Source organism: Bacillus swezeyi (assembly GCF_001969815.1).
Taxonomy (GTDB): Bacteria; Bacillota; Bacilli; order Bacillales; family Bacillaceae; genus Bacillus; species Bacillus swezeyi.
In genome coordinates, this window is record NZ_MRBK01000010.1 from 1 (window position 1) to 14,147 (window position 14,147).

At 45.2% G+C, this 14,147-nt stretch carries 17 protein-coding genes; 4 read left to right on the plus strand and 13 right to left on the minus strand.

Going from position 1 to position 14,147, the window contains the following annotated elements:
* Positions 1-245 precede the first annotated feature (245 nt).
* Complete coding sequence (locus BTA30_RS09695) at positions 246-1,217, plus strand: 2-hydroxyacid dehydrogenase (protein ID WP_076761057.1); 972 nt, start codon at positions 246-248, stop codon at positions 1,215-1,217.
* A gap of 18 nt (positions 1,218-1,235) precedes the next feature.
* Here BTA30_RS09695 and BTA30_RS09700 read toward each other — a convergent pair whose 3' ends face one another.
* Complete coding sequence (locus BTA30_RS09700; protein WP_076761058.1) at positions 1,236-1,835, minus strand: flavin reductase family protein; 600 nt, start codon at positions 1,833-1,835, stop codon at positions 1,236-1,238.
* An 87-nt stretch (positions 1,836-1,922) separates the two neighbouring features.
* On the opposite strand from BTA30_RS09700, the gene BTA30_RS09705 reads away from it, so the two are divergent.
* Positions 1,923-2,630, plus strand: a complete 708-nt coding sequence (locus BTA30_RS09705) for an ArsR/SmtB family transcription factor (protein WP_076761059.1) — start codon at positions 1,923-1,925, stop codon at positions 2,628-2,630.
* A 16-nt stretch (positions 2,631-2,646) separates the two neighbouring features.
* Here the strand turns inward: BTA30_RS09705 and BTA30_RS09710 are convergent, their stop codons facing one another.
* The 4 genes from BTA30_RS09710 to BTA30_RS09725 form a co-directional block, all read right to left on the minus strand.
* Positions 2,647-4,590, minus strand: a complete 1,944-nt coding sequence (locus tag BTA30_RS09710; RefSeq protein ID WP_076761060.1) for an ABC transporter permease — start codon at positions 4,588-4,590, stop codon at positions 2,647-2,649.
* Positions 4,565-5,344 carry an ABC transporter ATP-binding protein gene (locus BTA30_RS09715; RefSeq protein WP_076761162.1) on the minus strand — a complete coding sequence of 260 codons (780 nt, stop codon included), beginning with the start codon at positions 5,342-5,344 and terminating at the stop codon, positions 4,565-4,567. The genes BTA30_RS09710 and BTA30_RS09715 overlap by 26 nt, the downstream gene beginning before the upstream one ends.
* Before the next feature lie 84 nt (positions 5,345-5,428).
* Positions 5,429-6,502, minus strand: a complete 1,074-nt coding sequence (locus BTA30_RS09720) for a sensor histidine kinase (RefSeq protein ID WP_076761061.1) — start codon at positions 6,500-6,502, stop codon at positions 5,429-5,431.
* A gap of 1 nt (position 6,503) precedes the next feature.
* The gene (locus tag BTA30_RS09725) at positions 6,504-7,208 is read right to left on the minus strand and encodes a response regulator transcription factor (RefSeq protein ID WP_076761062.1); all 705 of its coding nucleotides are present in this window, start codon (positions 7,206-7,208) and stop codon (positions 6,504-6,506) included.
* A gap of 242 nt (positions 7,209-7,450) precedes the next feature.
* Between BTA30_RS09725 and BTA30_RS09730 the strand changes: the two genes are divergently transcribed.
* Both BTA30_RS09730 and BTA30_RS09735 read left to right on the plus strand, forming a co-directional pair.
* Complete coding sequence (locus BTA30_RS09730) at positions 7,451-7,852, plus strand: ribonuclease (RefSeq protein WP_411813140.1); 402 nt, start codon at positions 7,451-7,453, stop codon at positions 7,850-7,852.
* A 4-nt stretch (positions 7,853-7,856) separates the two neighbouring features.
* Complete coding sequence (locus tag BTA30_RS09735) at positions 7,857-8,150, plus strand: barstar family protein (protein WP_076761064.1); 294 nt, start codon at positions 7,857-7,859, stop codon at positions 8,148-8,150.
* Here the strand turns inward: BTA30_RS09735 and BTA30_RS09740 are convergent.
* From BTA30_RS09740 to trxB, 8 genes are all read right to left on the minus strand, one after another.
* Positions 8,145-8,345, minus strand: coding sequence for a hypothetical protein (locus BTA30_RS09740; protein WP_076761065.1), 201 nt, complete (start codon positions 8,343-8,345; stop codon positions 8,145-8,147). The genes BTA30_RS09735 and BTA30_RS09740 overlap by 6 nt on opposite strands.
* The gene (locus BTA30_RS09745) at positions 8,311-9,069 is read right to left on the minus strand and encodes an arylamine N-acetyltransferase (RefSeq protein WP_076761066.1); all 759 of its coding nucleotides are present in this window, start codon (positions 9,067-9,069) and stop codon (positions 8,311-8,313) included. Before BTA30_RS09745 ends, BTA30_RS09740 begins: the two co-directional genes overlap by 35 nt.
* 47 nt (positions 9,070-9,116) lie before the next feature.
* Positions 9,117-9,374, minus strand: a complete 258-nt coding sequence (locus BTA30_RS09750) for an HPr family phosphocarrier protein (protein WP_076761067.1) — start codon at positions 9,372-9,374, stop codon at positions 9,117-9,119.
* A 23-nt stretch (positions 9,375-9,397) separates the two neighbouring features.
* Positions 9,398-10,348, minus strand: coding sequence for a DNA-binding protein WhiA (whiA, locus tag BTA30_RS09755; protein ID WP_076761068.1), 951 nt, complete (start codon positions 10,346-10,348; stop codon positions 9,398-9,400).
* A gap of 27 nt (positions 10,349-10,375) precedes the next feature.
* Complete coding sequence (locus tag BTA30_RS09760; protein WP_076761069.1) at positions 10,376-11,329, minus strand: gluconeogenesis factor YvcK family protein; 954 nt, start codon at positions 11,327-11,329, stop codon at positions 10,376-10,378.
* A 1-nt stretch (position 11,330) separates the two neighbouring features.
* The gene (gene rapZ / locus BTA30_RS09765) at positions 11,331-12,218 is read right to left on the minus strand and encodes an RNase adapter RapZ (RefSeq protein WP_076761070.1); all 888 of its coding nucleotides are present in this window, start codon (positions 12,216-12,218) and stop codon (positions 11,331-11,333) included.
* A 20-nt stretch (positions 12,219-12,238) separates the two neighbouring features.
* Positions 12,239-12,712 (minus strand): 8-oxo-dGTP diphosphatase, encoded by a 474-nt coding sequence (locus tag BTA30_RS09770; protein ID WP_094777312.1) that lies wholly within the window; start codon positions 12,710-12,712, stop codon positions 12,239-12,241.
* A 418-nt stretch (positions 12,713-13,130) separates the two neighbouring features.
* Complete coding sequence (gene trxB / locus BTA30_RS09780; protein WP_076761072.1) at positions 13,131-14,081, minus strand: thioredoxin-disulfide reductase; 951 nt, start codon at positions 14,079-14,081, stop codon at positions 13,131-13,133.
* Positions 14,082-14,147 lie beyond the last annotated feature (66 nt).

Genomic DNA, 14,147 nt, shown 5'->3' on the forward strand with positions numbered 1-14,147 from the left:
AATTTACACTTTTCTTCACCTATAAAAACACAATTGGAAATGAATTAGGATATCAAATATTTGGATTTATAGTCATAATCATGTATTAAAATAAATAAAAAAAGTTCAATAACCGTCTATGAAATTGAAAAAAACAGCAATTGATCTAATAGTCCCGCATTTTTTAAGTTGAATTCTGAGATTTTTGTAAAATTCGTTTTTCCTCTATAATGGCAGTAGATCGTATTTACGGAAGGAGAATGCAGATGAAGCCGTTTGTATACGTAACCAAACCGATCCCGAAAGAAATTGAAGAGCTTCTTGCCGAACATTGCACATATGAAATCTGGCCGTCGCGCGAGCGTATCCCCAGGGAGACTCTGCTTCAAAAAATCAGGGAGGCGGAAGGCCTTTTAACATCCGGAACAAAAATTGACCATGAATTATTATGCAATGCGCCAAAATTAAAAATCGTCAGCAACAATTCTGTAGGCTATGACAATTTTGATATTGACGCGATGAAAGAGAAATCTGTCATCGGCACACATACCCCTTATATCCTTGATGATACAGTCGCAGACCTCGCCTTTGGACTGATTCTTTCTTCAGCGCGCCGAATCGCCGAGCTGGATCGCTACGTCCGTGATGGCAAATGGACCAAGTCCGAGGATGATGAAACGTTGTTTGGAAGCGATGTCCATCATCAGACGCTCGGCATCATCGGAATGGGACGGATTGGCGAACAGGTCGCCAAACGGGCTGCATTCGGCTTTGACATGGAGGTTCTTTATTACAGCCGCAGCCGCAAACCGGATGCCGAGGAGAAAACGGGCGCCATATATACAGATTTCAATCAACTTTTAGAACGCTCAGATTTCATCGTCCTGATCACGCCGCTGACAGACGAAACATACCATCTCATTGGAGAACGCGAACTTAAGCAAATGAAAAGGTCCGCTATCTTCATTAATATCTCCCGCGGGCAAACCGTTGACGAAAAAGCTTTGATCAAAGCGCTGCAAGAGGGATGGATCAAAGGCGCGGGGCTTGATGTATTTGAAAAAGAGCCGATTACCGGGGACAATCCGCTCGTAAGCTTTCCCAATGTGACGCTCGTTCCCCACATAGGCTCATCTACCCTCGTCACCCATATCAACATGCTGGAATGCGCCGCCAAAAACCTGATTGACGGTCTGAAAGGCAGACAGCCGAAAAATATCGTGAAGGAATTGAAATAGCCATTAGAAACTTTCGCTCTATGCCCGAAATGTTTTGCCAAGTTCACTTCCTAATCCAAAATAATGTCTGAAATTATAAATTAAAGGACTCCATTTTTCAGGATCAATATGGTTTTCCCCCTTGATGATCCGCTCATGTGCATGAACGTGCAGCACCTTTGTTTCAATGACGGCGAAGAATGGGGAATGTTCAGGAATGCGAATATTTGCGGCTTCCGCTTCGACTTGAATCGGACATTCAGTGATCCTGTCGGGATTTACCGAATGTGAAGCGGCCGGCGTTAAACCGCTTGCCGCAAATTTTTCTTTAAGATATTTGAAGCCGAGCCGCTTTTTTTCTTCAGGGACAGGCTGCTTGCCAGTGAAGGAAGCCAGTTTTTCTACATGTCTCCATAAAGAAGGATCAGGCACATTAATGACGCATTGTTTTTGCCTCTGCATGTTTTCAAACGCTTTTCCTCCGGTGCTGACTCCAAGCACGATGCAGTCTCCGAGCGCCCAGGAAGATGACAGCGGGCTGAGGTTTGTGGAACCATCTTCATTGAGCGTACTGAGCAAAATGACAGGCGTCCCGTAATATAAAATACTTGGCTGAATGTCTTTGATTTTTTGATTCATCTCTATCCCTTCCTTTCATGATTTCATTGTAAATCATCAATATTTCAATTATCATCGAAGTATCGATTACATTTTGGAGGAAACGAGATGAATGCCAATCCGAATATTGCCGAAGTTGCCAAGCTTGTCAGTGATCCTTCACGGGCAGCCATTTTAACCGCATTGCTCGATGACCGCTTTTATACAGCGACTGAGCTTGCCGGCTGTGCAGGAATCAAACAGCAGACAGCCAGCTTCCACCTTGCCAAATTGGCGGATGCGAATATGCTGATCAGCCAGAAACAAGGCCGGCATCGCTATTACCGTCTAAAAGATTCAAACATTGCGCAAGCGCTGGAGAGCCTGCTGAACATGGCGCCGCCCGCCGAAATTCGGTCCTTCCGGCAGTCCGCTGAGGATAAAGCGATCAGAAAAGCACGGACATGCTATGATCATCTCGCTGGAACCCTCGGCGTTATGCTGACGGAGCGTTTGGTGAACATGGAGGTTTTGAAAGGAGAAGAAAAGGACTTCACTGTCACTGAAAAAGGCGCCGCATTTTTCAAGGAACTGGGCATCGACATTCAAAATGTCAAAAGAAAGCGCCGCTCCTTTTGCCATCGCTGTCTCGATTGGAGTGAAAGGCGGCATCATCTTGCCGGCGCTTTAGGTGCCGCATTGCTGGACGCTTTCATCCGCATGGACTGGATCAAGCGCCGTCCGCAGACAAGAGCTGTCACCATCACACCTAAAGGTAAGAAGGAACTTGAACGTGTTTTCAATATTTCTATAGAAAAAGAACTGATTCCGTCTTGAACCAGTTCTTTTTTTATTAAATATCCATGTTTTTCAAAACGGCCCGTTCATAAACCTTTCTGGTGATCATATAGTAAATGGCCTGGAAGAGAAAATAGACGCCGATGACGATCACTGCACTGAAAAACAGATTGGAGCCGAGCATATTGCTGAGGGCTTTATACGCAAACGCGGCATGTATAGTGCCGACGAGAAACGGTATAAAAAACAGAAAGCCCATTTGTTTTCCGAGAATCGCGCGGATTTCCTTTTTTGTGACACCGATTCTTCTTAACGCAAATACTTGTATTCTCGTATCTTCGATTTCTGTGAAAAGCCGCAAATACATCATGCTTCCTTGCACCGCGAAAAACACAACGCTGACAAACAGACCGATAAACAAGGTAAGCGCCGTCGCCTGCTTCATGATTTGATAGCCTGGCGCTCTGACTTGAAAAGAATCTTGGTGTTCTTTCGGCACCATGTTTTCCAGCTTCTCAGACACCTCGACTTGATGTTCCCAATCGGAAAGCTCGTATCCCAGCACTCTCATTTTTTTGTTGAGAGGAACGCTTTCGGCGGCTTGATCATACGTTTCCTGGTCGACGACAACTAATTTGCTCGCCCTGCCCATACTGAAAAGAACCCCTTTGTTACGGTCTTTGCCCATCATTAAGGTCATCTTCTTTTCGCCTGCGGTTTGAATCTCCGTCGTCTCTCCAGATTCAAAAAATGTTTGATTGCCGTAAACAAACGGAAAACTGATAAAGGCTTCCCCTTTTTTGAGGTGTGCGGGTGGAAGGTTCTTTTTCTCGGCTGCATCATTATAGTCTTTTTCTGAGATCATCAACCCTTCATCACCTTTTGTCTTCCATTTCATGCGATCTGATTTGAATGAAACAGGAATCCCTGTCACATCGACCCGATACTCGACAGCGGCTCCCGCATCTTTCAGCGCATCCTCCACCTCGTCCGGTTTGATAACATGATATGCAGACGCATCTTGCTCAACCCAGGAGATGGCCTGCGGAATGCCGGTTTCCCCCTGATTTTTCAGATCGGCGTAGAACATATAGATGACACCAGTCGCAGTTAAAATGACAGCGGTGATGATCGATGTCAAAAACAGCATCCGCGCATAATCTTTCAGACGAAACATGATATTCGAGCGGGTGATGATGTTCGTTCCTTTATAAAAACTCGATTTATGCTTATACAGGCTTCGGAAAATCGCCACACTGCTCTGCGTAAAAAAGAAATAGGTCCCGATCAGCACAAGGATCAAAATCGGAAACACCCGAAAGATCATATCAATGATCCCGGCCGTAGCCGCGAGGGTATAACACCCGGCTAAACAAATGACGGAAAGGACTGTTAGCCATTTCGAATAGACAGGCATTCCCTTCGGCTGTTGTGCAGCTTTCAGCAAATCAATGATCTCAAGCTTCCGAATCCGTGCCAATGAAATGATGGTCAGCGTCTGAAACAGGATGATAAAGCCGACCGCCGTAATGACAAGGGCTTTCGGAACAATCGTAAACCCAATCGGAGCTTTCACATCCATCAGAGCCGTCATCGCCATGAAGAACAGTCTGGAAAATAAAAGCCCCACACCGATCCCCGCTGCAATCGAAATGAAAGAGATGATCGTCTGTTCATAATAAATCATTTTCCGCAGCTGAAATTTTGACGTCCCAAACATGCTTAACAAACCAAATTCTTTTTTTCTGGCCTGCAGAAAAGCGGAATTCGAATACATAATAAAAAAGATGGAAAAGACGATGATGATCACTTCAGCCGCATAAAGGCAGACTTTTACAATTTCACCTCCGTAGATTTTATCCTCTGTTACATCAGGATGGTAAATAAACGAAGAAAAAATAAAAAACACGGAAACGGCAAACACGCAGCTTAAAAAATATGCCATGTAGCGCTGGAGGTTGCCTTGAACATTTTTACGGGCGATGACTCTCATGTTCATGGAAATCACCTCCCAATACACTCACCGTGTCGAGGATGCTTTGATAAAAATCCTGGCGGTTTGTCCCTTTGCGAATTTCAGAGAAAAATTTGCCGTCCTTTATGAAAATGATCCTTTCACAAAAGCTTGCAGCTGTCGGGTCATGGGTAACCGTTAAAATCGTCGCATTTTTTTCGCGGTTCAGCTTTGTCAACGAATCCATGACTTGTTTGGCTGATTTTGAATCAAGGTTTCCTGTCGGCTCATCCGCCAAAATCAAGGCCGGCTCATGAATCATCGCGCGGGCACATGCCGCTCTTTGCTGCTGTCCGCCCGACACTTCGTATGTGCGGTGATTGAGAATATGATCAATTTGGAGTGTTCCGGCCAAATCCATCAGCCTGGATTCCATTTCTTTCTGCCTTACCTTATCAAGAGCCAGCGGCAGAAGTATGTTTTCCCGAATCGTTAACGTCTCTAGCAGGTTAAAATCTTGAAAAATGAAACCGAGCTCACGTCTGCGAAATAAAGCCAGTTTTTGGTCCTTCAGCTTTGCCGGATTCGTTCCGTTAATGATCAAATCACCGTTTGTCGGTTTGTCTATCGTTGCCAGAAGGTTGAGAAGCGTTGTTTTTCCGCTACCCGAAGGACCCATCACGCCTACAAATTCTCCCTTCTCGACAGATATATTAAAATTGTCCAGCGCCTGATGCGAAAAGCCGCCTTTTTTTGAAAAATACATTTTTGATAAATGCCTTGTTTCGAGTACGTTCATTGCTTCCTTCTCCTTTTTTCTTTCATTATAAAAAGGAGTCAACATATCTCCCATCGAATTTCCTTGCAAATCAGGCGGTTAACCTTACAATTTTGTCACATTGCCATGGAGAGTGCTGCTTGAAAATGTCACCGTTATGGCCGTTCCTTTTCCGGGTTCTGAAGCCGCACTCAGCTCATGGCCCAAATGGCGGCAGATTTCTTTCGATAAATAGAGCCCCATTCCTGTCGCTTCCTTTTGTGTCCGGCCGTTTTCCCCAGTGAAAAAAGGATCAAACACACGTGGAAGGTCATGAGCGGGAATCCCGATGCCGCGGTCAATAATCGAAATAGCAGTCCTGTCTTCCTTTTTCTCTACCAAACATTCAATCTCTGCACCCTTATTTTGAGGTGAATATTTTAACGCATTGTAGACGATCTGCTGAAAAACGACTCTCAGCCACTTTTGATCACTGTATATGTACACGGAATCGTCCGCTGTCTTGAGCTTTGGAAAGATGCGCCTTTTAATGAATTGTCTTTTCTCTTCGTTGATGATGTCCCTCAGCAATTGAACGACATCTATTTTCTCAGCCTTCAAGTCAATGGAAAAATGGTCCAGTCTCGCCATATGAAGCATCATATCTAAACCGTATCGAAATCGTTCATTCTCTTCTTCTATATCATTGAGCAGTAAACGGATATGCTGGATATCGGACTGTTTTTTTCCATCCTGAATCAAAAGCGAAATAACGGACACAGGCGTTTTCATATGATGAATCCACTGATTTGTAAAGTGAACATGCTGTTGGCGCTGTCTCGAAAAATGGGCAAGCTTTTCGCGGTATTCTTTATTGATGTCAGAAATAAGCGCTGTCCACATCTCTTGTTCTTCCGTCTGCGGGCGATAAGCCTTCAATGCTTCTCCAGTTTGCATGGATGAGACATCAGCCTGCTGTTTTTTTAACTGGAGTAGAAACGAACGCTGCCTCCCGTAATCAATCGCAAAGCCTGATATGAGAAAGGCAGCCGTCAAGATAAACACATAACAGATATTCGCTCCTGAAATGCCGCCTCCGCTTTCAAACACACCAAGTGCTGCGGCCGCAACGACAAAGCCTGTGCCCAGCAAAGAAAAAAGAATGAGCCAGGCCCGATCCTGCAAATATGTCTTGATCATCCTACTCATCCTTCCAATTGCTTAAAAACCTGTATCCATGTCCCCGGACGGTTGCGATAGCATTCTCAAGCCCCAGCTCCCCAAGCTTCTTACGCAATCGGTTCACATTAACGGTCAGTGTATTGTCATCCACAAATTCTATTTCATCCCACAATGCTTCAAGCAGTTCATCCCTAGTGACAATTCGGTCATGCTCCTTTACAAAGATGAACAGCAGCTGAAACTCTTTTTGCGAAAGGGATATCCGCCTGCCCTGCCATTCCGCTTCAAATTTTTCAGGATAGATATACAGGCCGCCAAGTTCCATCACCTGCGCTTCTTGATGGACGGCTGCCGAGTATTCTCCGTATGTGCGGCGAAGCGCGCTTTTGATTTTGGCATGTACGACTTCAAGGTGAAACGGCTTTGTGATATAGTCGTCTCCGCCATGTTCAATCGCCATCACCTGATTCAATTCATCGGTCCGCGCAGAAATAAAAATGATCGGCACATTTGAAACGGCCCGGATCTGCCTGCACCAATAAAAGCCGTCAAAATACGGGAGATTGATATCCAATAGAACCAAATCAGCCCCTTTTTCAATAAACTCCTGTTTGATCTGGTCATATTTTTCCACCGCATTCACTTCATAGCCGTATTTATGTAAATGATCATACAAGATGGAAGCAATCCGCTCATCATCTTCCACGATTAATATTTTATACATGTTTGTCACCCTTCATGGAAAAAGTTCGAAAATATGATTATAATAAAAATTGATTTTTGACATGCTGTTGCAAACGATTCAATATGATTATAGACGATAGATGGAAATACGGCTCATTAAATCCCATGAAGACATTTATTTTCTTCATGTTTAAGTTATAAAGTCTTAATTAGAGGAGGACTTTATCCGTGAAAAAACTGTTGACATCGCTCGCGCTGGGAGTCATTCTCACGTTGGGCTTTCTGGCGGGCATCCTGCCTCCAAGTTCGGCTGACGGGCCGCAGACAACAGACGGCAGCTCTGTTCAGACAGACAGCATCATCAATACCTTTGAAGGTGTCGCCGACTACATTGTGAAATACGGCAGGCTGCCTGACAACTTTATCACCAAAGCCGAGGCGGCAAAGTTAGGGTGGGAACCGCAAAAAGGAAACCTGGCCGAAGTCGCGCCGGGGAAAACCATCGGCGGCGATATTTTCAAAAACAGGGAAAAGCTGCTCCCTGATGCAGAAGGACGGGTATGGAGAGAAGCCGACATCAACTATACATCGGGCTTCCGCGGATCGGACCGGATCGTCTATTCAAACGACCGGCTGGTCTATAAAACGACAGACCACTATAAAACTTTTACTAGAATGAGATGATAGCATGAATAAAGTAATCTTAAACGGAGAATCAATATTAAGCATATCAGACCTGCACAAAGAGCTGAAAGAACAGCTTGGGCTCCCGGATTATTACGGCGAAAACCTTGATGCGCTATGGGATTGCCTGACGGGCTGGGTGAACATGCCCTTGGTGATCGAATGGAAACATGTTGAGAAGAGCCGTGTATATTTAGGTGATAAAGCATCTGCTTACTTGCAGCTTTTTCGCGAAGCAGAGGAGGAGCTGGACGGCTTTCAGTTCAAGACAGATGAGTCATCACAGCAAAATCTATAAATCGGCGGCCGGCCTCTCAGCCGCCGGTTCCTGCAGCAATTGCAGGAACGAGCGGGCGCTGGAGCAGTACGCCCGCTTATTTTTGCGGAATTCGGACAGGCTCTTTGGCGCCCCCCTGCTTTCGATAAAGCTTGCGGCAGATCGCTCGGAATCCGCTGATTCAGTCAAAAAACGCTTGGTTAAAAATGGTGGCAAATTTTCCGTCTTCCACCTTTTCTTTCGTGATACCGCTGTCCGTATGTTTTGTGAAGTGGTCTTTTGACAAAATGATTTTTCCGTCTTTTGTCAGCTTCGAAGCGAGCGGATGTTTATTAAATGGTGATGCTTCATCATCGAAAATCGCATCGCGAACCCTTGCAAGCACTTTTTCATCGATTGGCTTCATCGCAAATGCATAGCCCGTCTGCCATCCTTCCCCTTTATCCATTTCAAGAAGATAATCCCCTTTATCCGTCTTCACCTTTCTGATGCGGTAAGCACCTGTTTTTGAAGCGACGGTTTCCCCTGAAAACGGAACAGGTGCAAGCGGAAGATTGATGCCAAACCCGGTGTCGAGGAGATACGTTTCATTCTCTTTCTGAAGAATAACGGCGATATGTGTCCCCGTCAGCGCCCACGCTCGTTCTTGCTGATTGAAGACCGTACCTTGGACCATATGAACAGAAAAACCGATCTCCTTCAGAATGTAATAAAGAAAGGCGTTTAAGTCATAGCACAAACCGCCCCTCTTTTTGTTCAAAAAGGCATCTGTCAGAGCATTTTTCGTCATCGGTGTCCGTTCATTGTTTAATACCGCGCCATTTTCAAAAGGGAACTGCAAAGCCAGCAAAGACAAAAACTCAGGCAGATCCGCAAATGTCACAGATTTAGTTGGGCGGTATCCGATCCTTTCATACAGCGAGTCGAGCTGAATAGTCATGATGATTCTCCTTTCACTTTGAATAAAAAGCCAAACCCCAGAGAGGTTTAGCTTTTTTCCTGAACATATGCAGTCAATACATCAAGGGCATCTTGTTCATCAGTTCCGTCAGCGATGAGCGTGACCTCTGACCCCGAACTGACAGCAAGACTCATCAGCCCCATAATACTTTTTGCATTTACTTTTTTATCTCCCTTTTCCAGAAAGATGTCTGATTGAAAGCGGTTGGCTTCCTGAACAAACAATGCCGCCGGCCGAGCCTGCAGTCCTGTTTTTAAAAGGATTTCCACTTTTTGTTGAACCATACGATCTCCCCCATTCCCTGCAATTATTTTAAAGAGACAGATTGTCCTGAACGCAACTGTTCAGCTATTTCATCCAATTTTCTGAGGCGGTGATTGATGCCCGATTTGCTGATTTTTCCGCTGGTGACCATTTCCCCTAGTTCCTTTAAAGTCACTTCCTGATAATCGATGCGAAGCTGAGCGATTTCCCTCAGCTTTTCCGGCAAAGCATCAAGACCGATTTTTTCATCAATGAATTTAATATTTTCTACCTGTCTGAGCGAAGCGCCGATCGTCTTGTTTAAATTAGCTGTTTCGCAATTGACGAGGCGGTTCACCGAGTTTCTCATGTCGCGCACGATCCGGACATCTTCAAAGCGAAGCAGGGAATTATGCGCGCCGATAACATTTAAAAATTCCGTGATCTTCTCGGCTTCCTTGAGATAAGTGATATATCCTTTTTTCCGCTCCAGCGTTTTGCTGTTCAAATGAAAAAGGTTCATGAGCCTGCATAATGAATCATTATGCTCTTTGTACAACGAAAAAATTTCGAGATGGTACGAAGATGTCTCCGGATTATTGACAGAACCTCCGGCTAAAAACGCTCCTCTCATATAAGACCGTTTGCAGCATCTTTTCTTGACAAGGTCTTCTGAGATGTTTCTGGCAATCACAAAGTTGCCTCCGAGAATTTTTAAATCTTCGAGAATGAATTTTGCGTTTTCGATCAGACGCACGATGTACACATTGTTTTTTTTCAGTCTCATTTTCTTTCGAACCAACAGTTCGACGGATACTTCATATTGCTTTTTGAGCAATGTATAAATCCTTCTTGCGATGGCCGCGTTCTCGGTTTGGACATCGAGAACCACTTTTCGGTTTGAGAAAGACAATGAACCGTTCATCCGAATGAGGGCAGATAGTTCCGCATTAGCGCAGCAATCCTTTACTTCAAGGTTTGTAAGTTCTTTTTTGGTTTCCGATGCAAATGACATTTATAGACACCCCCATTCCAAGGCCTGCTATTCTTTTAACAACTCAACAAGAAGCGAAGCAACTTTATGTGTATCGTGGCGGATTACGCCATTTTCATACGTCACAATCTGATCTCTGATGACTTCAAGCCCCATCGCAGACAGATCATCAATGTTGAACTGTACAGGCTGAGCCAGTTCTTTTGCATATCGTTCCCGAATATCGTCAGGAATTTCCTCGCTGTTGACGAGGATCGTATCAATAAACGAACCGTCCATATGCTGATTAAGCGCTTTTACATGATCGGCAGCACTGTAATATAACGTTTCGCCAGGCTGAGTCATCACATTGCAAATATAGACTTTCTTAGCCGAAGCGGCTAAAATTTCTTCCCTGACCTTCGGGACGAGCAAATTTGGCAAAATACTCGTATAAAGGCTGCCGGGGCCAAGTATAATCAGATCCGCCTCACGGATCGCTTCAATGGTCTCCGGAACAGGCTCGATCTTTTCAGGGGTTAAAAACACCCTTTTAATCCGCTGGCCGTAGGACGGTATCGTCGACTCTCCTGATATGATCCGCCCGTCGTCCATCTCCGCGTGAAGCACAACGCTTGTATTTGCAGCCGGGAGCACCCTGCCCCGTACATTCAGAACCTTGCTCATTTCGGTGACGGCGTGAAAAAAATCACCGGTTATATTCGTCATCGCCGCCAAAATTAAATTTCCTAATGAATGGCCGATTAAATCGCTGCCTTTGCTAAAGCGGTGCTGAAACAGGTCTTCAACGAGAGGCTCCACATCGGATAACGCAGCCAGCACATTCCGGACATCCCCGGGCGGAGGGATTTTCAGCTCATTGCGCAATCGCCCCGAGCTTCCCCCGTCGTCTGCAACTGTCACAATCGCCGTAATGTCGACAGGCTGATGCTTTAATCCTCTCAGCAAAACAGAAAGTCCTGTTCCCCCGCCAAAAATCGCGATTTTTTTCTGATTTGCCATGCTATTTTTTGCTTTTCTTCTCGATGTCCCGGTGAGTAACATGAGTATAGTAGTCCTTTTTAAAATAATCGGCAAGGTATTCCGCAAGCGTCACAGAACGATGCTGTCCGCCTGTGCAGCCAATCGCAATGACGAGCTGGCTTTTGCCTTCGCGCTTGTACGATGGAAGCATGAAGGCCAAAAGCTCTGTCAGCTTTTCGAGGAACTTTTGTGTTTCATTCCATTTCATCACATAGGAGGATACCTCGCGATCTTCTCCTGTCAGCGGTCTCAGACTGTCGATGTAGTACGGATTTGGCAGAAACCTCACATCAAATACAAGGTCTGCGTCAATCGGAATTCCGTATTTAAAACCAAAGGACATCACATTCACCGTAAAGGTGTGGCCCTGGTCTGTCGCAAAATGCTGGACGATTTTTTCGCGCAGGTCCCTCGGCTTCATGTCAGATGTGTCGTAAATAATCTGAGAGCGCCCTTTCAGTTCTTCCAAAAGCTCCCGTTCGGTTTCAATTCCCTCCAGCGGCAACCCTGTTGTGGCCAGAGGATGGGACCGCCTTGTCTCTTTATACCTTGAAACGAGAATCGAATCCTTTGCATCTAAAAACAAAATGCGCGGAGTGATCCAAGATGTTTCTCCAATTTCATCAAGCGCCTCAATCAGCCTGTCAAAAAACTCACGGCCGCGCAAGTCCATCACTAAGGCCACCTTGCTCATTTTCGAATTTGACTCTTTCATCAGCTCCAAAAACTTCGGAAGCAAAGATGGCGGCAAATTATCAACACAGAAAAAACCGAGGTCTTCAAAACTTTGAATCGCCACTGTTTTTCCTGCTCCTGACATTCCGGTTATAATCACAAGCCGAATTTCATGGACTCCATTCGCATTCATGCTTCTTTCCCCCCTTATGTTTAGTCGCTCTGCGGGTCCAGACGGTAGGACAGCAGTTCAAAGTCAGATGTATACGTAAAGGTGCCGTGAAGCAGTCCTTCGCCTTTCAGCATAAAGTCGAGAATGTGAACATCGCCGGGCGCCATCGGCAAGTTCTCTATTTCTCCTGCCTGATGCCACTGAATGATGCCTTCCTCAGACTCATCTACATGTCTGCCTGTATAATGATCGGCGACGAACGTGAACATCATCCATTCTGATACAACCTGGTCATTTTCTTTTATGATGAAGGTGAATATCCCTTTCAACTGCGGGTTTAGCACATATAGGCCCGTCTCTTCGCGGTATTCCCTGATGACGGCATCCCTGACTGTTTCCCCGCTCTCCATTTTCCCGCCGGGAGCTACCCACCAGCCCCTGCGCGGTTTTTGCAGCAAAAGGACTTGATCATCTGAAATCAGCACACAATTCGTCACTCTTTGCAAGTCTGTCACCCATCCTTTAATTCCTTCAATTCTTTTTTCTATTATACCGCTTCCTGATGCCGCTCACAATGAACATGCAGCCCAACTGCAAAAATCGCCTTTTCATAAATCCAGCCGCCCTTTTTTGGGAACGTGCCTGAGCCTATTCTAAATTAAGACCACCAGCGAATGGAAGCGCTTGCGAAAACCGTACTTTCATTCTATTTTACAGCAAAATCCGCTTATTCATCATGTAAATATGAACAAATTGTGAAAATTTGTAAAAATTACACTTTTAGGAAAAACAGTGCAAAAAAAGGACACGGACATGATCATCCGTGCCAAAAGAATTCATTATAAAAGGGGGTCAATTACTGTACCAATCATAACGAATAATTGTTTCACTGGTGTTACAGGGCGGTTAAAACATGATGACGATTAGAATGCGTTATTTTACAGCCTTTTCTTTCTCCTTCAGCTCTTCAATATAATGCTGAACACTCTGGGCTGCAATGCTTCCGTCTCCTGTTGCCGTGACAATTTGGCGAAGGGTTTTTTCACGGATGTCCCCCGCGGCAAAAATCCCTTCCGCTTTTGTTTCCATGCGTTCGTTGGTTACGATATAGCCCTCTTCATTTGTGATGCCAAGGTTTTTAAACGGCTCAGACAGCGGCAGCATGCCGATGTAGATAAAGACGCCGTCGGTGCGGAATTCTTCTTCTTCATCTGTCACTGTATCGACAAGCGTTACTTTGCCGACTTTTCCATCTTGTTCATGGATTTCTTTTACCGTCTTGTTCCAGATAAAATCGATTTTTTCATTGTCAAACGCCCGCGCCTGAAGAATGCTTTGCGCTCTCAGCTTATCGCGGCGGTGAACGATCGTTACTTTAGAAGCGAAACGGGTTAAGTAGACGCCTTCTTCTACAGCGGAATCTCCGCCGCCGACAACGACAAGCTCTTTGTTTTTAAAGAATGCGCCGTCACATACCGCACAATAAGAAACACCGCGGCCGCCAAGCTCTTTTTCACCCGGAACGCCGAGCTTCTTGTATTCAGCGCCTGCTGTGATGATGACAGCGCGTCCTTTAAATTCTTTTGAACCCGCTTTGACGACCTTATAGTCTCCATTGTCAACGACTTCTTTAATATCGCCGTATGCATATTCCGCACCAAACTTTTTCGCGTGTTCAAACATTTTATTTGAAAGTTCCGGCCCCAGAATGCTTTCAAACCCCGGATAGTTTTCAACATCTTCTGTATTGGCCATTTGCCCGCCGGGAACTCCTCTTTCAACCATCAAGGTTGACAGGTTCGCTCTCGACGTGTAGACAGCCGCTGTCATACCTGCAGGACCCGCTCCTATAATAATGCAGTCATAATTTTTTTCTTCTGACACAATGTTCACTCCTTCATGAATCTTCTTGCTGCTTATGCTGGCAAGCAGTCCAATCCTCTAAATAAG